This is a genomic window from Massilia sp. PAMC28688 (assembly GCF_019443445.1).
GTDB lineage: Bacteria > Pseudomonadota > Gammaproteobacteria > Burkholderiales > Burkholderiaceae_D > Telluria_A.
Window position 1 is genome coordinate 1,923,969 of record NZ_CP080378.1, and the last position, 21,609, is coordinate 1,945,577.

Annotated in this window: 21 protein-coding genes; 11 read left to right on the forward strand and 10 right to left on the reverse strand. The window is 60.9% G+C overall.

Annotated elements, in window-relative coordinates; genetic code table 11:
• Window positions 1-74: 74 nt before the first annotated feature.
• Window positions 75-551: an Lrp/AsnC family transcriptional regulator gene (locus KY495_RS08660; protein ID WP_219883252.1), complete on the reverse strand. Its 477-nt coding sequence runs from the start codon at window positions 549-551 to the stop codon at window positions 75-77.
• A 161-nt stretch (window positions 552-712) separates the two neighbouring features.
• On the opposite strand from KY495_RS08660, the gene glmS reads away from it, so the two are divergent.
• The 4 genes from glmS to KY495_RS08680 all read left to right on the forward strand — a co-directional run bounded on the left by glmS (window position 713) and on the right by KY495_RS08680 (window position 5,308).
• Window positions 713-2,542 carry a glutamine--fructose-6-phosphate transaminase (isomerizing) gene (glmS, locus tag KY495_RS08665; protein ID WP_219883253.1) on the forward strand — a complete coding sequence of 610 codons (1,830 nt, stop codon included), beginning with the start codon at window positions 713-715 and terminating at the stop codon, window positions 2,540-2,542.
• A gap of 1,376 nt (window positions 2,543-3,918) precedes the next feature.
• On the forward strand, window positions 3,919-4,509 hold the full coding sequence (locus KY495_RS08670) for a PAAR domain-containing protein (RefSeq protein WP_219883254.1): 591 nt from the start codon (window positions 3,919-3,921) through the stop codon (window positions 4,507-4,509).
• Entirely contained in the window at window positions 4,506-5,084 is a 579-nt protein-coding gene (locus KY495_RS08675; RefSeq protein ID WP_219883255.1) for a type VI secretion system amidase effector protein Tae4, read from the forward strand. Before KY495_RS08670 ends, KY495_RS08675 begins: the two co-directional genes overlap by 4 nt.
• Window positions 5,084-5,308 (forward strand): hypothetical protein, encoded by a 225-nt coding sequence (locus KY495_RS08680; protein ID WP_219883256.1) that lies wholly within the window; start codon window positions 5,084-5,086, stop codon window positions 5,306-5,308. Before KY495_RS08675 ends, KY495_RS08680 begins: the two co-directional genes overlap by 1 nt.
• A 291-nt stretch (window positions 5,309-5,599) precedes the next feature.
• On the opposite strand, the gene istB is transcribed toward KY495_RS08680, so the two are convergent.
• From istB to KY495_RS08700, 4 genes are all read right to left on the reverse strand, one after another.
• Entirely contained in the window at window positions 5,600-6,376 is a 777-nt protein-coding gene (gene istB / locus KY495_RS08685; protein WP_219884141.1) for an IS21-like element helper ATPase IstB, read from the reverse strand.
• 2 nt (window positions 6,377-6,378) lie between these two features.
• Window positions 6,379-7,992, reverse strand: coding sequence for an IS21 family transposase (istA, locus tag KY495_RS08690; protein ID WP_219882976.1), 1,614 nt, complete (start codon window positions 7,990-7,992; stop codon window positions 6,379-6,381).
• Between the two features lie 92 nt (window positions 7,993-8,084).
• A complete protein-coding gene (locus tag KY495_RS08695; protein WP_219883257.1) occupies window positions 8,085-8,432 on the reverse strand; it encodes a hypothetical protein in 348 nt (115 codons plus the stop codon).
• A gap of 162 nt (window positions 8,433-8,594) precedes the next feature.
• Window positions 8,595-10,385: a M1 family metallopeptidase gene (locus KY495_RS08700; RefSeq protein ID WP_229518546.1), complete on the reverse strand. Its 1,791-nt coding sequence runs from the start codon at window positions 10,383-10,385 to the stop codon at window positions 8,595-8,597.
• A 331-nt stretch (window positions 10,386-10,716) separates the two neighbouring features.
• Between KY495_RS08700 and KY495_RS08705 the strand changes: the two genes are divergently transcribed.
• The gene (locus tag KY495_RS08705) at window positions 10,717-11,073 is read left to right on the forward strand and encodes a DUF6404 family protein (RefSeq protein WP_219883258.1); all 357 of its coding nucleotides are present in this window, start codon (window positions 10,717-10,719) and stop codon (window positions 11,071-11,073) included.
• Window positions 11,074-11,237: 164 nt separating this feature from the next.
• On the opposite strand, the gene KY495_RS08710 is transcribed toward KY495_RS08705, so the two are convergent.
• Window positions 11,238-12,221, reverse strand: a complete 984-nt coding sequence (locus tag KY495_RS08710) for an energy transducer TonB (RefSeq protein WP_219883259.1) — start codon at window positions 12,219-12,221, stop codon at window positions 11,238-11,240.
• Between the two features lie 295 nt (window positions 12,222-12,516).
• Here KY495_RS08710 and KY495_RS08715 point away from each other — a divergent pair, with 295 nt between their 5' ends.
• Window positions 12,517-12,942, forward strand: a complete 426-nt coding sequence (locus tag KY495_RS08715) for a TerB family tellurite resistance protein (protein ID WP_219883260.1) — start codon at window positions 12,517-12,519, stop codon at window positions 12,940-12,942.
• 6 nt (window positions 12,943-12,948) lie between these two features.
• Here KY495_RS08715 and KY495_RS08720 read toward each other — a convergent pair whose 3' ends face one another.
• Complete coding sequence (locus KY495_RS08720) at window positions 12,949-13,194, reverse strand: hypothetical protein (protein ID WP_219883261.1); 246 nt, start codon at window positions 13,192-13,194, stop codon at window positions 12,949-12,951.
• A gap of 222 nt (window positions 13,195-13,416) precedes the next feature.
• Here KY495_RS08720 and KY495_RS08725 point away from each other — a divergent pair, with 222 nt between their 5' ends.
• Together KY495_RS08725 and KY495_RS08730 are read left to right on the forward strand one after the other, a co-directional pair.
• On the forward strand, window positions 13,417-14,415 hold the full coding sequence (locus tag KY495_RS08725; protein ID WP_219883262.1) for an AraC family transcriptional regulator: 999 nt from the start codon (window positions 13,417-13,419) through the stop codon (window positions 14,413-14,415).
• Window positions 14,416-14,586: 171 nt separating this feature from the next.
• Complete coding sequence (locus KY495_RS08730) at window positions 14,587-15,642, forward strand: M23 family metallopeptidase (RefSeq protein WP_219883263.1); 1,056 nt, start codon at window positions 14,587-14,589, stop codon at window positions 15,640-15,642.
• A gap of 63 nt (window positions 15,643-15,705) precedes the next feature.
• On the opposite strand, the gene KY495_RS08735 is transcribed toward KY495_RS08730, so the two are convergent.
• On the reverse strand, window positions 15,706-16,590 hold the full coding sequence (locus KY495_RS08735; RefSeq protein ID WP_219883264.1) for a LysR family transcriptional regulator: 885 nt from the start codon (window positions 16,588-16,590) through the stop codon (window positions 15,706-15,708).
• A gap of 114 nt (window positions 16,591-16,704) precedes the next feature.
• On the opposite strand from KY495_RS08735, the gene KY495_RS08740 reads away from it, so the two are divergent.
• From KY495_RS08740 to KY495_RS08750, 3 genes are all read left to right on the forward strand, one after another.
• On the forward strand, window positions 16,705-17,460 hold the full coding sequence (locus KY495_RS08740; protein WP_219883265.1) for an SDR family NAD(P)-dependent oxidoreductase: 756 nt from the start codon (window positions 16,705-16,707) through the stop codon (window positions 17,458-17,460).
• Window positions 17,461-17,533: 73 nt separating this feature from the next.
• The gene (locus KY495_RS08745) at window positions 17,534-18,058 is read left to right on the forward strand and encodes a DUF1176 domain-containing protein (RefSeq protein WP_219883266.1); all 525 of its coding nucleotides are present in this window, start codon (window positions 17,534-17,536) and stop codon (window positions 18,056-18,058) included.
• A gap of 30 nt (window positions 18,059-18,088) precedes the next feature.
• Window positions 18,089-18,697: a PH domain-containing protein gene (locus KY495_RS08750; protein WP_219883267.1), complete on the forward strand. Its 609-nt coding sequence runs from the start codon at window positions 18,089-18,091 to the stop codon at window positions 18,695-18,697.
• Window positions 18,698-18,753: 56 nt separating this feature from the next.
• Here KY495_RS08750 and KY495_RS08755 read toward each other — a convergent pair whose 3' ends face one another.
• Both KY495_RS08755 and KY495_RS08760 read right to left on the reverse strand, forming a co-directional pair.
• Window positions 18,754-19,374 (reverse strand): redoxin family protein, encoded by a 621-nt coding sequence (locus KY495_RS08755; RefSeq protein ID WP_229518547.1) that lies wholly within the window; start codon window positions 19,372-19,374, stop codon window positions 18,754-18,756.
• A 41-nt stretch (window positions 19,375-19,415) separates the two neighbouring features.
• Window positions 19,416-21,587: a protein-disulfide reductase DsbD gene (locus KY495_RS08760; protein WP_219883268.1), complete on the reverse strand. Its 2,172-nt coding sequence runs from the start codon at window positions 21,585-21,587 to the stop codon at window positions 19,416-19,418.
• Window positions 21,588-21,609 lie beyond the last annotated feature (22 nt).

Sequence of the window (21,609 nt, forward strand, 5' to 3'; positions counted from 1 at the left end):
CCCGTGCGTTTAAACAGTTGCCAGTAGACACTGTTTTGCCTTGGAGCTCGTTGCGATTGCTCAGGACGGCTGGATCAGACGGCAATACGTGTTTCGAATTTGCTACGGAAGGTGGAAAAGTATGCTTTGACGTTGCGCACGTTCTTGTGGGTGGCGAACAGGCGATGGGCCAGTGCATGGTAGGCCGGCATGTCTGCCACTTGCACCACCAGAACAAAGTCCGGGCCCGGCGCCACCCGGTAGCACTGCAGCACGGCCGCCTCGCCCGCCACATGCTGCTCGAATTCGCTCATCCGCTCGGCTGCCTGCACGTCGAGCGTGATCTCGACGATGGCCGTCAGGCGCGCGCCCACCTTGTCCGGATCGACAATCGCCACCTGGCGCTGGATGACTTGCTGCTCGGTAAGCTGCTTGACCCGGCGCAGGCAGGTGGGCGGGGAAATATGGACCAGTTCCGCCAACTCTGCATTGGTATGCGACGCGTCAATTTGCATGGCATTGAGGATGCGACGATCAAGATCGTCAAGCACGGGCTGGCCACTATCCTGCATAAACGCACCTTTAGCAAAATTATATCGGTGTAAATGAAATATTATTTCATGATTAAATCATGATGAAATAATATACCAAAAATAGGCTCCGTTCGACAGCATATTTCATTGCATATTGGATACTATCCATGCATTCCATTTATTCATGAACGAGGTTCAACATGTGCGGTATCGTCGGAGCAGTAGCGCAGCGCAATATCACCCCCATCCTGATTGAAGGCTTGAAGCGCCTGGAGTACCGCGGCTATGACTCGTGCGGCGTGGCGCTGCACGTCGACGGCAAGCTGCAGCGTTCGCGCAGCACCTCGCGCGTGGCCGAGCTGGAAAGCCAGATTCAGGGCGAAGGCTTGCAGGGATTCACCGGTATTGCCCACACCCGTTGGGCCACCCACGGCGCGCCGGCGTCGCACAATGCGCACCCGCACTTCTCGCCAACCGAAGAGAACGCCCGCATCGCCCTCGTCCACAACGGCATCATCGAAAACCACGACGAACTGCGCGCCGAACTGACCGGCCTTGGCTATGTGTTCCAGAGCCAGACCGACACCGAAGTGATCGCCCACCTGGTGGACCACATGTACACCGGCGACCTGTTCGAAACCGTCAAGCTGGCCGTCAAGCGCCTGCACGGCGCCTACGCCATTGCCGTATTCAGCCGCGAAGAGCCGCACCGCGTGGTAGCTGCGCGCCAGGGTTCGCCACTGATCGTGGGCTTGGGCAAGGGTGAAAACTTCGTTGCCTCCGACGCCATGGCGCTGGCCGGCACGACCGACCAGATTATTTACCTGGAAGAAGGCGACGTGGTCGACCTGCAGCTGGCCAAGATCTGGGTGGTTGACGCTGATGGCCGTCCGGTCGAGCGCGAAATCAAGACCGTCCACGCCCACACCGGCGCGGCCGAGCTGGGTCCATACCGCCACTACATGCAGAAAGAAATTTTCGAGCAGCCACGCGTGATCGGCGACACGCTCGAAGGCGTGACCGGCATTACCCCTGACCTGTTCGGCGACAACGCTGCCGAAGTATTCAAGAAAATCGACCGGGTACTGATCCTGGCCTGCGGCACCAGCTACTACGCCGGCCTGACGGCCAAGTACTGGATCGAGTCCGTGGCCAAGGTGCCAGTCGCTGTGGAAATTGCCAGCGAATACCGCTACCGCGACAGCGTACCCTGCCCGACCACCCTGGTTGTCACCATCACCCAAAGTGGCGAGACGGCTGACACCCTTGCTGCGCTCAAGCATGCGCGCGCCATGGGCATGGAACACACCCTGACCATCTGCAACGTCTCGACCAGCGCCATGGTGCGCGAGTGCTCGCTGGCCTACATCACCCGTGCCGGTGTGGAAGTGGGCGTGGCCTCGACCAAGGCGTTCACCACCCAGCTCGCCGCCCTGTTCTTGCTCACGCTCACGTTGGCCAAGGTGAATGGCCACCTCAATGAAGAGCAGGAAACGACCTATCTCAAGGAAATGCGCCACCTGCCGGTCGCCATTGCCGCCGTGCTGGCGCTGGAGCCGCAGATCATTGCCTGGGCCGACGATTTCGCACGCAAGGACAATGCCTTGTTCCTCGGCCGCGGAATTCACTACCCGATCGCCCTGGAAGGCGCGCTCAAGCTCAAGGAAATTTCTTACATCCACGCTGAAGCCTATCCAGCAGGTGAACTCAAGCACGGCCCGCTGGCGCTGGTGACCGATGAAATGCCGGTGGTCACGATCGCTCCGAACGATGCGCTGCTGGAAAAGCTGAAATCGAACATGCAGGAAGTGCGCGCCCGCGGCGGCCAGCTGTACGTGTTTGCCGACGTCGACTCGCGCATCACGTCGGGCGATGGCCTGCACGTGATCCGCCTGCCGGAACACTACGGCTTGCTGTCACCGATCCTGCACGTGGCCGCGCTGCAGTTGCTGGCGTATCACACCGCGCTGGCCAAGGGTACCGACGTGGACAAGCCGCGAAATCTGGCCAAGTCGGTGACGGTCGAGTAACGGCTCTGGCACGCTGTTTTGCCGAGAAAGAACAATGTCGGTCGGGCCAGAATAAAAGTCAGTCGGCGGAACGGGGCCCAAGGGCAACTCGACTTCTGGCCAGGTCGCGCGAGCTCAGGTAGCGTGGGACGCCGCAGCCGACCGGCGCGTATCGGCAAGCGGCCAATCGCAGATCTAAGTAGAGGTCTCAAATGACGATCGCATCCAGATTGATGGTGCTTTGCGTTCTTGCGCCATTAATTGGGCAGGCCGATTCGCTTACCTTGGCAACGAACGTACGAATTGAGCCCGTTACCAAATTCACCGTTAGGGAACTGTGGAGCGCTACGACGCCCACACAGGTGGATTTTGGCGAGGTTCTTGCCGTTTATAGAATGATCGATGTAGAGCGGCCCATTTATTATGGTCAGTGGCGCCAATGTGGTCTAGTTATGGTAGGTAGTCGGGATCTCGGAATGAGCACTGTTGCATTTCGTATCTGGATCAAACGAGCGTGCATTTTAAAGTTGGGCAAGCCACAAAAACTAGCAACTGGCCATGAGGTCCGACTTGATCTCTTAGCCGACCCTCCAGTATCAGTATCACTTCGTGTAACGAAGCAACTTGTCGTTACCGCAGGCAGGGCTAGAATCGGGCAGATCCGAAGCGACCAATAGCCGCTAGCGATCTAGATTGGAAACTGCGTTCAATTAATCATTGAACGTCTGCTTCGGGCCTAGGCTGTATAGAAACGAAGGCGGCGGCTGGAGCTTTGCGATTACGACCTTCCAAGGCTGTACGCGGTTTCCTCGGGCTTGGGAATGATATAGAGACGTCTGAGAAGACCCAATTCGGACGTTCTTCCACAGCCTGGCCGAATCTCGGCCGTTCGGCACAGATTAGCAGATTGCCGAAGTGGAAAAGCCGCCAGTGTCCTGACCGACAGCTCCCGATTCAAGCGGACTAGGTAGTACCTTGGCACGCTCTATCCAGGTGGCGCACCTGTTCCGCAAACATGCAAGGGCACCCGACCGTCTCGACAGGCCCCTCCCGCCCCAAACCCGACGTCAAGCCGGCTGAAAAATGGAGCCTGACCGCCTCGATGTCTCCCTCAGCTCGGTTTCCCACAACAGGACTGCTTTCTCCCGAGGAAGCGCTTCCGCCGGAGTTCTCCAAATAGGGCTGCCGCACTCGAGCGAGAGGCGTTGGGCTGAAATTTTGGCGCACCTAAGATCGAGATAATTGCCTCAACCCGTCCGTACGAGGCCCAATGTCGCATACATTGCCTAGCGGAAATCAAGCAGTTAGAAATTTTTTTTTATCGTCCTGATGAAAGTCAAATACTAGTAAGAACGGTCAATATAAAATTAAATATTTGTTAATAATGGGGTTGGGTTATGCCAGAGATCATCCGACAGGGCGACCCCACTTCCCATGGGGGCGAGGTCCTTGAAGGGTCAATGACGGATATCTGTCATGGAAAGCCGATTGCATACATGGGGCACAAAGTCAGCTGCCCGCAGTGCAAGGGGACCTTTCCGATCATCGAGGGAGTGCTCACGACGACGTTCTATGGAAGGGGAGTGGCTCTGGCAGGGATGAAGACCGCCTGCGGAGCCGCGCTCATCGCGACCCAGTTCACCGATACAGTGGAATGGACCACCGGCGTCACCGAATCAACGACAGCGTCTGCGATACCAGCAGCCCGCCCGTCGGTCGGTGCACCCGCGCAGCGCAGCGAGACCAAGGCTGCGCGGCCGGAAGCTGCTAAAACAGCTACTGAAGAGGGAGGTGATGCTTATGACGAGCAGCCGGCCCTTCCCCGCTTGGTAGCAGAAGGCATCCCATATCTGATCGTGACCGCATCAGGAATGCATCTCTCCGGCCTTACGGACGTAAGCGGCAAGTTGCCTCGCATCCCAACGGATGGCGAGGAGGAATATGAAGTCTTCTGGGGCGATGAAGCACTCGCCCGCATGGAGGGATGACCGTGCCACAGGTTAAGCAGCAGGCCAAGGTAAGGACGAACACGACGAAAGACTCACTGTGCAAATTAGACGCGTCCGTCATCACGTTCAGCGCCTTGTGGTCAGCCTACAAAACAGGCAATCCTTGTGACGCAAAAAATGAGAACCGCGGCATTCTATTCGCAAACCAGTGCGCCATCCGAGTGAGCTATGCTCTCAAAAAGGTTGGGGTCACGTTCAAATCGTACCCGACTAAACGCAAGTGCTGGATTCACCCCGATGCAGATCATATTCTGGCCGCGGCCGAGTTGGCGAACTGGTTGGAGAAGCAACCGTTCCTTGGTTGCAGGCGAGCCGAGGACATAACCGGCGAAAATTGGCGTGATCAGGTTGTGGGCAGAACGGGTATTATCTGCTTCGAAGATTATTACTCAGCTTCAGCGGGTTCCGGAGGCGACCATATCGACTTGTGGAATGGCAGCCGGATGACCGACCTTTCTTCAGGTCTTCGTACGAGGTTTAGAATTGTTATTCCATGGAATATCTGGTCCGATTTCGGCAAGTCCAGAAAAATCCGCTTTTTTCCTATAGCGTAATGAAAAGCATCCTCTACGCATTTTTCGCGCTGATCGTCACGACCTTCGCTTTCTTCGGAGGGCTATGGTTATGGGCAGGCACCTTCGTTGAGCACGGCGATAGCTATTGGGATCGGACAGCAGGCGCCGCAGATACTTTTTTCGGCTGCTGGATTGCCATTTCCCTTATTGCGGCCATCGTTGGCGGATGGCTTGGTCGCAAGCACGATCGCCGCAGAGCGTGACGGCGCGACCTTGCTATGCCCCAGCGCTTATCAAAAAAAACTGACGTTTCGCTGGCCTAAAAATTCAGGTGAGCGCGGCCGATATAGGGCTTTAAACATTCGCGTTTCATTTGTGAAGCTCAACTGCCGGCGCCGGGGCGGTTATTTCCTGAACGACTGGCCGGTGACGGCTGTCTCCAGCTGCTCCTGCGCGCCCCGTTGGCCAGGTTAAATTCCCCCACCTTTGGCCAGGTCAAACTCCCCCAGGCAGGACAGTCCGGATTGTAGTCCATGTTCCTGCCGGCAGCTTTGTCAGTCCTGCTTAACGTCGGCAGACGTCAAGCGCGTCAGCCGTGACGCTGCCTCCTTCAGCCGGTAGCTTTTCCCCTCGAACTCAAGGATGTGCGCCCGATGCATGAGCCGGTCAAGGATGGTGGTGGCCATGGTGTTGTCGCCGAGGTACTTGCCCCAGTCCTGCACGACCCGGTTGGAGGTGACCACGATGCTGCGCTTGAGCTTGTAGCGCTGGTGCACCAGCGTCTGTAGCAGCTCGCCGGCCTTGTCGCTGATGCGGCGCGCGAGGAACAGATCGTCCAGCACCAGCAGGTCGGCGTCTACCAGGGTGCGTAACTGCTGCCGCTGCTCGTCCTCGCTCCCGAGCGCATAGGCCGCGAACGCGCCATCGGCCTCCAGGTAGCGCACGTTGTGCCCTTGCAGCGTTCCCTGGTAGGCCACGGCCTTGGCGATGTGGCTCTTGCCCGTGCCCGGTCGGCCGATGATTAGCGCGTTCTGCCCCTCGGCGACGAACTTGAGGGTGTGCAGATCGAAGCACGCAGCCCTTGGCACCTTGGGGTTGAAGCGCCAGTCGAAGTCAGCCAGCGACATGCGCTCATCGAGCCCGCTCTGCTTGTAACGCCGCTCCATCAGGTGCGAGCGGCGCCGGTCAAGTTCGTCCTGCAAGATCAGCGCGAAGGTGTCGAGGAAGGGCTCCTGGGTAGCCTGTGCCTGCAGGATGCGGGTGTCAAGCGTGGCGCGGATGCCGGACAGGCGCAGCTCGCGCAGGGCGCGTTCGATTTCGTTCATGCTCATGCTCATGGTGTCTCCTTGGTCGTATCAATGGCGGCGCTGGCGGTGGCCGCGCGCGCAAACAGGTCGGCGTAGTCCTCACCTTCGCCGATCAGTGGATGGTGCTGTTCCAGATCCAGCTCGGCCTGCAGTGGCGCGTCAATCTCGGCCAGCGCCTTCGCCAGCAGGCGTTCGGTGAGGTTCTTGATCGACTTGTAGTTGCGTACGTTCTCCTGCAGGGCCTGAGCGCACGCCTGATCGATCAGGCGGCGCGGGAAGCGCTTGGCCAAGCCCACCACGCCGCGCAGCTTGCGCTGGCCCACCCTGCCTTCATGCTCGAACCATTGCTGGCACAGCGCCAACGTGGCGTCGCCGATGTCGCCGGCCTGCGCCAGGATGCGGCGCGTCTCGCGCGAGGGGTTGAAGGGCCGCTCGTCGTCGGGCAGCAGCACGCTGCCAGGGCGCTGAGCGCGCGGGTGCGTGCGCAGCAGGCCCAGCGTGAGGCGGTCGCGGATCTCGACGTGGCGCTCGAACAGGCGCACCAGCACCCGGCTGCCGATCTTCGCCGGGCGTGCCGCGTAGCTGCCATGGTCGATGCGGATGCAGGTGTCGTCGGCGACGGTGCGCTCGCACTCGGTGTAGTAGCCGAAGCCCTGCAGCGGCAGCGCACCGAGGTGGGCGCGCTCCTCCTGGAACATGGCCTCGACCTGTCGCCTGGCACTGCCATGGATGCGCGGCGCGGCCCACTTGGTTTCCCACTGTTCCAGGAACGTGTTCTGCTCGTCGATGGTCTCGAAGCGCCGGCCCTTGAGCGCGGTGCTCTGGGTATGCTGGATCGCGTTCTCGACCGTCCCCTTGCGGTTGGGATCGCGCACCCTGGCAGGGTCGGCGACGACGCCGTAGTAGGCCAGCACGTCCCTGTAGACGGGGTTCAGTTCCGGTTCGTACAGATCGGGCTTGATGACGCCTTCCTTGAGGTTGTCGAGTACGACGTAAGCGGTGGTCCCACCGAAGTACCGAAAGGCCTGCTCGTGCAGCTGAGCCCAGGTCTCCTTCGACGAGTTCCAGACCACGCGGCGGAAGCTGCGCCGCGAGTAGCGCAAGGTCATGACGAACAGGCGCGGCCGGCGGTAACGGTCACTGCCGGGGATGCGCGTCAGCGCGCCCTCACCGTAGTCGACCTGGGCCTCCTCGCCGGGCCCGAACTCAAGCCGGTCGAACTGCTCCGGCTCGCGCTGCACCAGCCGGCCGGCGAAGCGCTTGACGCTGTTGTAGCGGCCCGTAAAACCGAACTGGTCGACCAAGTCCTGGTAGATCGACGTGTAGTTGCGGCGCAGGCGTAGCTGGGCCTCGATGAAGACGCGGTGTGGTTCGCACAGCGATTGCGGTCCGCTGTCGATTGCCGGTGGCCGGGGTGGGGGAATTTCAACGCCAGAGCCGGTGGCCGGGGTGGAGGAATTCGGTGCGGCTGCGCCGGTGGCCAGGGTGGGGGAATTTGGCTCTGGTCCCGTGCGGTCCAATGCCAGGCGGCGGATTGTTTTACGGTCTACCCCGGTGAGCCGCGCTATCTCGCGCTGACTAGTGCCGGTGGCCAACAGCGTGGCCACTGTGGTTCGTTTGTTTGGTTTCAAGACGTTCACCCTCCATGCCCCCTTCGATGGTCGAAGGGGTAAGGTTACGTCCTGCCAACGGGAATGCCCTCCGGCGACCAGGTGCCGGCTTTAAGGCGGCGCTAAACGGTCAGGAGGTGGGGGATTTTGACCCGGCCAGGGGTGGGGGATTTTGCCCGGCCAACGGGGCCTGCGCGTAATCGTTCCAGTCCGTGCAGGCGCATGTTGGGTAGGCCATGCCCACCCCCAAGGATTGCGGCGGCCTTGCCGGCCTCGTCCAGGCCCGGACTGAAGCCGCGGCGCGCCAGCGTCTCCCAGTCATTGTCGGCACACACGACGCCCATGGCGAACCGCTGCATGCGCTCTGCAACGACAGGAAGATTTCCGGCGTTGAACGCGACAATGACGCGGCAATTCGGCAGTGCGTGGAAGATGGTTAGGCGGGTGGCAAAGCTCTCAAGCAAGCTCATGGAGAGTGGGCCGACGTAGCCTACCGGCAGCTTTTTGGGCCACAAACGGCTCTTTCGCTGTCATCATTGCTCAAGAAAGCGGAAAGCGGGTTCTCTTCCCTAGGGATTTAGCAAGCATGATCGCGGTAATACCTTTGCTAGCACGCAGCCGGCGTTAACCAACTATTTAGGCGCCGCCAATTTCTTGCGCTCTTCGACCTGCTGGCGCCATGCTTCGATCTGCGGTTCATGACGCAGCACCCGGGATTGTGGGTCAAGCTGATACGAAGTCCCGACTGGGACCACCAGCTCCCCCACGCCACCGCTCATCGCGACCGTTTCTATGCGATCGCCAACGCGCACTTCGACTGGCATGGGAAAAACACCCCCCTGCTTGAGTTTCCAGGACAGCATAAGGCGCTCGCCATCCCGCTGCGCCACCAGCTCGGGAAGTGCAGCCTGGTAGAGATATGCGTTAAAGAACCAATCCAGGTCGCGACCGCTCACTTCACGAACGATTGCCATGTATTCCTTGGTGCTGGCGTAACGCGGCTGGAATGTTCCGGGTAGCGGATTCTCGGTGCCGTACACCAGGCGGCGCACGGAGCGGAAAAAAGCATCGTCTCCGATCAACCCGCGCAGCGTGTGCAGGATGAGCGAACCTTTGGTGTAAATGTCGAGGCCTGCACCGCCACGCTTTTCTTGGTACACGTCCTCTACGTTCTTGTCCTTGCCAGTGACCATGGGGTTCTTGTTGCTAATGGTCTTGCGTTGGTCGAACAGCGTCGCCTGAAAGACCTGCTCGCCACGCAGCTGCTGCAGGTACAGGGGTTGCATATAGCTGCCGAATCCTTCATGCAGCCACATATCGTCCCAATTAGCATTGGTCATCTGATTGCCAAACCACTCATGGGCCAGCTCGTGATGCAGCAGCCAGTCGTAGCCACTTGCCGCCTTGGTGTACCCGTTGCCGTAGGCGTTGATGGTCTGGTGCTCCATGCCCAGGTGCGGTGTTTCGACAACGCCCATTTTTTCGTCGCCAAATGGATAAGGACCAATCCGCGATTCGAAAAAGTCGAGCATCGGCGTAAATTCGGCAAACAGCTCGGCAGCGGCAGCTGCGTTGTGCGGCAAATACCAAAACGCCAGGGGAATCGTATTGCCAAAGCGGCTCTTGTAGCTGCCGGACATTTGCAAATAAGGGCCAATATTGAGCGAAATGCCGTAGGTGCTCGACTGCCTCGCGCGCCAGTGGTAGGTGCGCCAGCCGTCGCGTTCATCCATGCCCATGGCAATGCCGTTGCTAGCTGCCACCAGTGGCGCCGGTACGCTGATATGCAGCTCCACCGATTCGGGCTTGCCCTGGGGGTGATCAATGCAGGGCCAGAACAGATCGCATCCTTCACCTTGAACCGCCGTCGCGATCCATGGTTTGCCATCGGGCGTGGTGTTCCATACAAACCCGCCCTCCCATGGCGCGCGTTTAGCTACGTGGGGCACCCCGGCGTAACGGACCCGCACGGTGGTGCGCGCGCCAACAGCCAGGGGTGACGGCAGGTTGAGGAACAGGCGACCTTCGGCATTGCTGATGGCACCAGGCGCCAGCGCCACACCGTCGATGCTGGCAAAGGACACCGCCAGGTTTCGATCAAGTTCCAGTGCCACGCGCGCCAGGGGGGCCGTGGCGGCGAATGTCAGTACGGCGTCGCCGCTGATGCGCTTGGTATCCGGTTCCACGCGCAAGCTCAGATGGGCTTTTTCGAAACGGACTGCCAGCTGCTCGGCGACCCGGGCCGAGCCCGAACTGGCGGTAAAGTCGGTCAGCGGAGGCCGGGCAGCACACGCGGACAACAAGGCGAATACGGTACACATCGGAACAAGTCGATTCATGCAATCTCCAGGGAAAGTGATTGAAACAATACCATCTGAATTGCAAAAGAACGACATGTATTTTGGCTCAGGCAAGTTGGCCACATCCGGCTCGCTTGTCCTGCAGCACTTGGGCAAAGCGGCGCCGGAAAAATGTCGACAAAGATTTTTTTGGTCGCGGCAACTCATCAGGTAGACTGGGCGTTCGCAAACGGCCGGTTGAATCCACGGCCTTAAGCGGCCTTTCGCCAGAAGCAGGGGGCGCATAGAGCGAACGGCATCTGGTCGATAACAATCTGGCAGCTCTTGAAGGGGAGCTGACTAGAGAGTTGGGCGGCATCTGCTGCGACTTCAAGGAAGGGTAGCGGCGTCCGGAAAGCCGCAGTTCATTATTAAGCTTCGGGCGGCGAGCCGCCTACTTCAAGGTTGGATGCGCATGGCAAATTCCAGAAAGATCGAAAGCTACAAGCAATACATGGCGGCGAACGGCGTCGCTGAGTCCACGGCGTTTCCGCCTGCCTGGCAGATGCTGTGGTCGATGGGGGTGAAGGCGCCGCCTCCTCCCTTCCTCGGCTTCGTACCGCTTGTTCTGATCAGTGGCGGTTTTTTCGGGCCGGTCTTCGGGATTGGGGCTTGGCTCCTTGGCAATCGCGGTATCCGGGAAATGCCGGCCAACGAAGCACTCTGGGTCGCGCTCATCACTGGCACTGCATTCGGCTTGATCATGGCCACTTACTATCGTCACATGGCGCGCAAGCATCGGTTGGGGTCCTGGTCTGCGTTTTCGGGCTGAGCGGCTCGGCAAATTACCAGATGCAGTCGTGCAGCTTGAAGCTGCGCATTCAATCACAACTCCATGCGCAGAACTAACGATATAAAAAGTCTAGATCGTTCCCGCCAGTTTGTCTGTTACACCCAATAATGTCCGGATCGCAAGCTGCCTGCGCCAATCAATGGCTACCACTCCAGCTCGAAGTTGACTTTGTACGGAAAGGCCATGGCGCACGGTTTTCCTGAACACATGGCAGGCTTGTATTTTTCTTCCATCACGATCTGGGCAGCAAGCATTTTCATGTCGGGATGCGGCATTGCGTAGACCGTCACCGACTCTGCATTGCCTTGGCTGTCCACGAGCACGTCCATGTGCAGCAAACCTGTATTTTGTGACATATAAGCCAGCTTGTGAAATGAAACGAAAATTTCCTTCAGACCGCGCGCAGGGTACGGTGGTTCATCACCTTCATACAGCATTTTGTAGCTGTCATTGACCAGCAGTTGCTGATCCCTGGTCATCTGATGATAGGACTTATCGAAAGGAATATTCCCCGTAGCAGCATCAGCCTTGAACCAGGTGTTCCATTTTGCATAGTCCTCTTTCAGGACGTGTTTGCTCTCCCGTTCCGGCATTCCCCGTTCCTGGCTGCCCTGCGGCACACCGTTGACAAAGACGCCTTCTATCACCTGGCCACCAGCGTAAGTGGCCTTCCCTTGGCCGTGGGGCATGCCATTGCGCCACTGTCCTTCATAGCGGCCGCCCAGACCGAACACGGCAGTGCCGGTGCCGTGTGGCTCGCCGGCTTGCCACTGGCCTTGATAGCTATCGCCGCCCCGGCGCAGCATGGCGCCCTTGCCTTCGCGCTTGTCGTCGACGAATTCGCCTTCGTACTCTTCACCTTCCCCTACCTTGCGGTAGCCGTGCCCGTGCTTGCGGCCGCGAACCAGCGTTCCCTTGTAATAGGAACGCAATTCATTGTTGACGAACCATTCAAGGCCGCCTTCTCCATGGGCGAAACCATCTTTGCACCCGCCGCTCCACTGCACCCGTTCCTTGGGCACCGGATGAGGGTTCACAATGAGACAGTCGGCAGCGCCGATAGTGCCCGGCGCCGAGAAGGCGTGCGTTGAAGCGAGGATGGACAGGGTAAGAACAGTGGTTTTCACGACGATATTCAGCGAGGGGGAGGCGTCATTCTATGCGCTCGGCTGGGGAAGAAGACAATAATGTTGCGAATATGATTTTTCGCCAGCTGCAGGGGCCCTGCCCTGCTACTTTGAAGGTGTTTGCGCTCCCGTCCCGACTACGCCCGGCCTTGATCCTGGCGTGAACGTTCAGGCCAATCAAGATAGGGCACTGCAAAAATGGCAGCCGACGCGGACGATTTGCCGTGTTCCGCCACATTCGGGACGCGATTCGTGCAATGCTGGCACTTTCAAACATGTCCAACGAGGATGAACCATGCGCTCCTACCCGCCCGATAGCCCGCAGGCCGTTTCCCGATTGCTTGCCTTGACCGTCATTATCGACGGCGGAGGATCGCCCTCCGAAATCGCCGCCACTTACAAGTTGAGCATACTTGGCCATGCCGGGATAGAAGAAGACATGTTCGATCAGGTCCTTCGGGAAATGTCCGGCGATCTTCCGACCACCCCTGACGGTCTGGTCAAGTTAGAGACTGCCATGATCGATCAATGCCTGGCCGAAATTGTCCGGCCGGAGCTTCGCCTGAGCGTATGGAAGGCGATGTGGCAGCTGGTGTACGCAGATGAACATTTTGCCGATGCCGAGGTTGCGCTACTTCAACGGGCAACGGACACGTGGAAAATCGATGCGGGCGTTGAGGGGGCAGGCCTGGGAGCTCCGACCAGGATCCGGGTTCGATAATTTAACTTACGGTTCCTCATGGTCCAGGCCTGCGCGTAGCCGCCGTACGTCGGCACTGCTGCTCGTGCGGGCTGCCATAACGGCATCCGCAACCAGGCTTGCCTTGTCTGCAGCCAGGGCCACGCCGCGGTCGGCAGCGCCCACGCTCATTGCCAGCGCCATCAATGCTTCCCGGTCCAGATTTTTCCACTCCTCGGCGCTAGCAGTGCCGCGTGTGATCTTATCGAAAATATACTGCAGATTGCTCTTCATGTTTCTCCTATACAGCGTTTGCTGGTCGTGTAACGACCGCTTCTGCAACCATCAGTTTACTTGATATGACGCGTCGGGGCGATGGGAGCGACAGCTGGTGGCCAGCCGCCGCAAACGCAGCGACACCAATTCGCAACGCTGAATGTATTTACCTGACCTGTAAAGACAGATGAGCGTAGAATTATTTGTTAAATAACGTTCGCCATTGCGGCACAGAAAATCATGTCCACCGCGTTCGCCATGCCGGGCCTGTCCGAGGCATTGATCACGATGTCTGAGCGGCAACTGTTCGCCTCGCGTGATCTGGCGCAGACGCGCAGCCTGGTGGGAACAGTGATGAAGCCGCACGATCTGCAAGTGCGCGGCAGCGGACAACAGGTCAACGCACGAATGCATCACATGGCGTTCGGCGGCGTTTCGCTCAACCGCCTCAAGTATGGCGCCGATGTGGAAATCGAACCCGGTCCGCTGGGCGACTTTTACCTCGTCCAAATGCCCCTTGATGGCCACGCCCTCATTACCAGCGGCACGCAGCGCGTCGGCTCAAATCCTGATGTTGCGTCCGTACTCAGCCCCTGCGACTCGACCGTGATGCACTGGAGCGGGGACTGCGACCAGTTGATGGTGCGCATCGACCGCCTGCTGGTCGATCGTGCGGCCGGTGCCCTGAGTGGACGGCTTGAACCTGAAACAATCCGCTTTCAGCTGGGCTTTCGCTGGCGCGAGTGTCCGCCCTGGCGCTGCCTGGTGCAATACCTGAACGATTGCGCCAGCCACCCCTTCGATCCCTGCCAGTATCGCCTGCTGGTGGCGCACCTCGAACAAATGGTGGTGGCCACGCTGCTGGCCGCGCAGCCGCACGACATGCGCCAGCCGGACACGGTCCGCTGCACGGCAGTGCTGCCGCGCCATGTCAAGCGTGTCCAGGAATTCCTGCGCGCCAATGCGGGTGAACCCGTCAGTGCCGACCAGATGGCATTGGTGGCCGGTGTGAGCCTGCGCAGCCTGTATGCGGGATTCAAGGAGTATTGCGGCGTCAGTCCCATGCAGTATCTGCGCACGCTGCGCCTGGACGGGGCGCGCCAGGCCCTGCTCAGCGAACCGAACTGTCACATCGCCACCATTGCCATGCGCTGGGGCTTCGCCCACCTTGGCCGCTTCAGCGTGGAATACAAGGAGCGCTTCGGCGAAAGTCCCAGCCAGAGCCTGCGCCGGCGCTGATGCGGGGGCAATAGTGCTTTTTCTGCACGTTCTGGCCAGTCTGCGCAGAATCCGGATAGTTGATTTCTGTTTAACGTTCCATCATGGGTGCACTTCTCCTCGCTACGGTCTGTCCTGTCCTGAAAGCGACTGTCTGCCTGGAGTTTTTCACGACATCTATGGAGCAATTGCATGAAATCGACAACTTCCAGCATCGCCGTGTCATTCCTGTGCGCGAGCACAGCATTGTTTTCCGGCGCCGCCACGGCCGACGTATTCCCGCTCAAAAGCGACGACCTGGGCCTGACCCACCGCTACAAGACCAGCGACCATGCCACCGGTGCCAACCAGGGCCTGGGCAAGGACATCATTGCCATGCGCCCCGTCGGCAACGACAAGTGGAGCCACCTGGTCGCGGACGGCGCCGACAAGACGGTCAATGCCAACCACCTGATCTACGGGCGCAAGGTGTATGCGATGGTGTCCGGCACCGTCGTCAATTGCTGGCGCAACGCGCCCGACAATGCGCGCGCAGGCACCAAGGATCCTGACGTGGTCAGCCACCTGATCGGCGTGGGCGGCAACCACATGGTCATCAAGACCGCCGATGGCGTGTTCGTCAAGCACTCGCACCTCGTGCCGGGCACCATGCCTTCCGCACTGTGCCCGCACAACAAGACACGTTTCGACAAGCCCAGCGGGAGCACCCTGCCTCCGGAAGCCGCTGTGGTAAATGGCGCCAAGATTACCAAGGGACAGTTCCTGGGACTGGCCGGCAACAGCGGCAACTCGAGCATGCCGCACCTGCACGTGCACATGTTCAAGGACAATGCACCATATCAAATGAAGTTTGAACACGGTCAAACGACTCCATTTACCGACGGCACCGCCTCCTTGAACGGACCATGGACGCTGTTAAACGGGAGTGCGCTTCCTACCGGTCCGATTCTGATCTGGGCGCCCCGGTCGACTGGCTACTGGACCGTCAACGATATCCCCGCTGCGCGCTTCCAGGGCTGGTTCAATCACATGAAGGATTCAGGCCAGATGCCGGAAAGCCTGGCCTGCACGGCGGGCGGCGCCATCTACAATACGCAGTGGGTGCCGTCCAAGGGCGCCTGGTACGCAAGGGCGGGCATGAACGCGACAGAAATGGCAAACCTGACCAATACGCTGGCGGCGCAGGGCTTCTACCAGTACAAGTGGTGGTATTGCGACGCCGTGCGCTCTGCCATCTGGCGGAAGTAAGGCCGGGAAGGGCACCCGGCTTTTCTGTACAGGCCGCGGTGCCCGACGGCAGCCACAGCAGCGTTATCCATCCTTGAGAAAATCGACCAGTGCGCGCAAGCCGGCCGGCATATTGCGCCCACCTGGAAAATACAGGTAGAAGCGCTCGGCCGGAGGCATGCAGTCCTGCAGCAAAAACTGCAGGCGGCCCGCTGCCACATGGGGCGCCGCAAGGTGCTCGTAGGTGTAGCAGATGCCGGCGCCATCGATGGCCGCCTGCACGATGCAGGCCATGTCGTCGAGCAGCAGCGTGCCGCCGGTGGCCACGGTGACAGGCTCGTTGCCATGGCGGAATTCCCAGCGGTAGCGCGCCCCGCTGGGAAAGCGCAAACCAATGCACTGGTGCGCGAGCAGGTCCTGTGGTGTGGCAGGCGTGCCATGTGCTGCCACATAGCCAGGCGCGGCGCAGACGGCGAAGCGCACCGGCTCGCCCACCGGTACGGCCACCATGTCCTGCTGCAGCAACTCGCCAAAGCGGATCCCCGCATCAAACCCTTCGGCAACGATATCGACCACCGCGTCGCTGCTGACCACTTCCAGCTCCAGCTGCGGATGCAGGTGCGCCCACTCGGCCAGTCGCGGAGCGATCACGAGCCAGGCTGCTGGCCGTGGCACGTTGATCCTGACCCGGCCGCGCAGTTGGGTGCGCTCCTCGTTCAAGCTGTCCAGCGCCATGTCGATGCCCGCCAGGGCCGGGGCCAGTGCCGCCAGCAGGCGCGCGCCGGCCGGCGTTGGGCTGACGCTGCGCGTGGTCCGATTGAGCAGCCTGAGCCCAAGCTGGTCTTCCAGCTTGCCCATGGCGTGGCTGACTGCCGACGCGGACACGCCCAGCTGCTGCCCCGCTTTGCGAAAGCTGCGCAGTTGCGCCACGTGCAGGAACACATTCAACCCTTCAAGATCATGGTTCATTGATGAATTTCTTTCAGCAGAGTGGTGAGCGAATGGCCGATTGTTGCAAGCGGCTCGCTTATTCATACTACAACAAGCAATCCCTGCTCACCAATTCCCCGAAAGGATAGACCCATGAATGCATTTGATCAGCGCTGCGCCCTTGTAACGGGTGCTTCCTCGGGCATCGGCCTGGCTACCGCGCAGGCCCTGCTGGCCCATGGCGCGCGCCGCGTGTACCTGGTTGGCCGCAATGCCGACCGCCTGCACTCGGCGGCCCATGCACTGGGCGCGGGTGCAGTGGCCCTTCCCGGCGACGTGACAAACCTGGCAGACCTGGAGCGCATCCGGGAAGCAATCGCGGCCAGGGGCGACCGGCTGGATGTGCTGTTTGCCAACGCGGGCGTGGCCGTGAACAACCACATGGGCGCAACCACTGTTGCCGAATACGCGAGCATTTTCGAGACCAACGTGATGGGCGTCTTCTTTACCGTGCAGGCCATGCTGCCAGTGCTTGCCGATGGCGCCAGCATTGTGCTCAATGCTTCCGTTGCCGGCCTCAAGGGTATGCCCAACCTGTCGCTGTACAACGCCTCCAAGGCGGCGGTGCGCTCGTTTGCGCGCTCGTGGTCGGTGGACTTGAAGCCGCGCGCCATCCGTGTCAATGCCATCAGTCCCGGCGTCACGCACACGCCGATCCTCGAGCATGGCCTCGGTATGAACGCGCAGGCAGTGGTATCCCTGCAAGAGATGCTGGCCGCCACCACGCCATCGGGCCGCATGGCCCAGGCCGAGGAAATCGCGGCGGCTGTCCTGTTTCTGGCTTCCCACGCCGCCAGTTACGTCAATGGTGCGGAACTGTGCGTCGACGGCGGGCTGGCGCAAGTCTAGCCGGGTATCTATCCGAAACGACCAGCAGGCTTTATGATCGCAGTATGATCTCATCGCCCGAAAAAGGATCCGCGTGAACCCCTGCAGACTCGGCCTTGCAGCGCTGGCCACGCTGTTGATCGCCCCCGCTGGCGCAGCGCAGCCGGCGGGCATGGCGTTTTCCCACCTGGACTGGGAGCTTGCCTGCGACAACACGCGCACCTGCCGCGCCGCGGGCTACCAGCGCGACGACAGTGGCAATGACGGCAAGCCCCTGCCGCCGGTTTCCATCCTGCTGACGCGCCACGCGGGGCCACGCACTGCCGTGCTGGCAGAACTGCAGCTGCGCAGTCAGGAAGGCGACGAGTTCGATACCGACGCCCTGCGCAGGCTTTCCCTGGCGATGATGATCAATGGCAGGCCGCTGGGCCAAGTGGTGCTCAAGCACGACAAGGGGACCCTGCAATTGACGCCGGCGCAGACGGCTGCCTTGCTCGCCGCCCTCCCCGGGTCCGCCAGGATCGCATGGTCAGACGGGAGAACGTCCTGGACACTATCCCACGCTGGTGACCACGGTGCGGCGGCCGCCCGGGTAGTTGCGGCGCGAAAAGAGTGCTAATGTAGCCACTTTCATCACGCGAGGACCACTATGTTCAAGAAACTGGCAGCAGAAGCACTGGGCATCAGCGATATGGGCGTCATTGTCGGGCCGGCCGATTACAGTAAGGTCGATGCCGACGATTACCTGTTTGGCGAAGATGGCGAACAGATTTTTTTCCTCATCAAGAGCAAAAAGGATGAGTACTGCTTCACCAACCTCGCGCTGATCCATGTGGACGGCGACTCGGCGGTGTCGTCCAAGCGTTCCATCAAGCGCTACGACTATGCTGCCAACCAGATCACCAACGTCAAGATCGAGACGGCCGGTACCATGGACATGGATATCGAGCTCAAGTTCAACCTGGAAAACACGGTGTTCTCGATCGACGTCAAGAAAGCCTTTATCGAACAGCTCAAGGATATCTACAAGGCCCTGATCACCATCGGCAAGCAGCAGCAGCGCGACGCCGTCTGCCGCAACAATGCCCTGCGCGCGCTGGACGCGGTGGCTTCGGTGCACAAGCTCAACCTGGCCCCCGGCGAAGGCGGACTGGTCACGCAGTATTCCGAACTGCTGAAGGCCCTGAACACGGCCATGTTCGACACCCACACCAAGCGTGACTTCAGCGACGTGTTCACCAAATACATCCATAACTAAGCCCGGCGGGACGCGCACTGCCGCGGCGCGTCCCTGCCCGGGCCGGCACACGCAACTTAACCGTACTTGATCGAGCAGCCGTACGGCTTGGTGTTGGCCTTTTGCACCGGCTTGCCGGCGCTGATGGCATTCAAGGCGGCAGTCACATAGTTTTCCGCCTTGGCCAGGTCATCCTTGCTGGCGGTGGCAATGCTGTCGATGCCGCCCTTGTACACCAGCTGGCCGGCCGGGTTGATGATGAACATGTGCGGCGTGGTCTGCGCGCCATACATCTTGCCGATCTTGCCGTCCGCGTCCAGCACGGTCGCGGCCGGTGCTGCTTTGCGCGAGGCATTGAGCTTTTGCGCGGTGGCGCCATCGACATTGCCCTGCTTGCCCGGTGCCGACGACACTACCTGCAGCCAGACCACGCCCTTGCCGGCAGCATCCTTTTGCAGGTTGGGGATGTTGCCGCTCTCGTAGTGCTTCTTCACGTACGGGCACTCGTGATTGGTCCACTCCAGCACCACGGTCTTGCCCTTGTAGGCATCGAGCCTGACCGGCTTGCCGTCCGCCCCCACCGCGGCAAATGCCGGCGCCGGTTTGTTCAATTCCGCGTTTGCCATGGCGCCCGCTGCGGCGGCCATGAAACCCACCGTGACTGCTGCCCTTACCAGGTGCTTCATTGTTGCCGACATACCGTTCTCCTTGAGGTTGAGATGAAGTGAAGATGCTGGCGCTATCTGGACCGCAGCGCCGTGCTGACAATATCCTGCGTCAGAATCTGCGGCAGCACAAGCGCCTCCGATCCCGCACCGGATGGGTAAAACAGGTACAGCGGCACGCCGCTGCGGCCATACTGCTTGAGCAGGGCGCTGATCTGCGGGTCCTGGTTGGTCCAGTCGCCCTTCAGATACGTAATGCCTTCCTGCAGCAGCAGTTCCTTGAAGGCGGGCTGGTTCAGCGCCACCTTTTCATTGACCAGGCAGGTGATGCACCATGCCGCAGTCAGATTGATGAAAACGGGCTTGCCCTGTTCGCGCAGCTGCGCCAGGCGCGGCGGCGAATACGCTTCCCAGTCCTGTGTGGCGCCGCCCCGGGCCAGCTGGGCAGGCGCGGCCGACAGGGCCTGGACCGCCTGAAAGCTCACGCCCACCGTTGCCAGGGCCGCCGCCAGCAGCACGCCATTGGCCACCATGCGGGTGGCGCCGCTGGTGGTGCGCGTGCTGTCGTACAGCCACGCGATCAGTGCCAGCATGATCATGCCGCCCAGCGCCAGCGGCACCGCATTAACGCCCGCCTGCTGCGCCAGCACCCACACCAGCCACACCGCGGCGCCATACATGGGAAAGGCCAGCGCCTGCTTGAGCCGCTCCATCCAGACGCCCGGCCGGGGCAGGACACGGTGCAGCGCGGGCCAGGCGCTGACCAGCATGTACGGCAGGGCAAGGCCCAGGCCCAGTGCCATGAAAACCAGCCACAGTACCAGCGATGGCTGGGCCAGGGCAAAGCCGAGCGCCGCACCCATGAAGGGCGCCGTGCATGGCGTGGCAACGATGGTGGCAAGCACGCCCGTGAAGAAACTGCCGCTGTAGCCGCCACGCTCTGCGAGCCCGGCGCCGAGGTTGGCCGGGCCGCCCAGTGCAAACACGCCCGACAGGCTCAGGCCCACGACAAAGATCAGGTATGCCACGCCGAGCACGAAATACGGCGACTGGAACTGGAAGCCCCAGCCTACCTGGGTGCCAAGGTTCTTGATGATGATCAGCGCCAGTGCCAGCACGGTGAAGCTGGCCAGCACGCCGATGGTGTAGGCCACGCCCTGGGCGCGTTTCTGGGCACTGCTCAGATCGGAATGCTTGAGCAGGCCGAGCGCCTTGATGGACAGCACCGGAAACACGCAAGGCATGAGGTTGAGCACCACGCCGCCGGCAAAGGCCAGCAGCAGCGCGTGCCACAAGGTGATGTTCTCGTCGCCGGTAGCGGGCGCGCCCAGGGTGGCCTGAGTTGCGGGCATGGCGGGCATGGCAGGCGCGTTCGCGCCCAGTTCGGCCGAATACACAATGGCCGCATGGCCCGGAGTTCCGTTCTTCTCTTCGGCCACCAGCACCCCGCGCACCGCACTGCCAGCCGCCGGCGGCGTTTCGCCGGGCGTCAAGGCGATGGTCAGGCTCTGGCCATCGAGCTTGAAGGTCTGGGCCGCATTGTGCGCGGCCGTGCCCCAGTCAGCGGGATAAAAGCGCAGCGTATGCTGCTGCACCAGCTGCGCTGTGCTGAAAGGCCCCACCTGTGCGGGCATGGCCAGCTGCGCCTGCAGCTTGCCGTCCACACGCTGGTAGGTGGCGGGCCAGCTGACCGGCACGGGAATCTTCGCACGGGCCGCGTCGATGATTGGTTTCTGTTCGCTGCTGGCCACGGCGGCGGCGGCCACCGGGAGCGCGATCTTGAGCGTGGCTTCCTGCGGAATGCAGCTTTCTTCGCATACGAGCCAGCTTGCCTTGGCCTGGACCGGGATGGTGCTGCCGATGGGTTGCGACGCCGGTACTGTCAACGTCGCCAGCAGCACGACATGGTCGGCGTAACCGTAATTGGTGATGGGCCCCAGGTCAAAGCGGCTCGGCGCCGGCCAGATCAGTTCACCGGCCGTGACGCCAGCGGGCACTGTCCATTCGACGCTGGTGCTGGTGCCGGAATCGCCCGGGTTCTTCCAGTAGGTATGCCAGTTCGGAATGATCTTCTGTTCCAGACCGAGGTGGACGGTCTGTCCCGGCGCCACGGTGGCCATTTCGCTGATCAGGCGCACCGCCACCTGGTCGGTGCGGGCGCGCTCGGGCGAGTCCTGGGCGGCGGCGCCGGCCTGCGCACCCAGCAGGACAGTGGCGATCAGCCAGCGGACGGTATTGAGGAACATGGTGACACTCCGGACAAGCGTA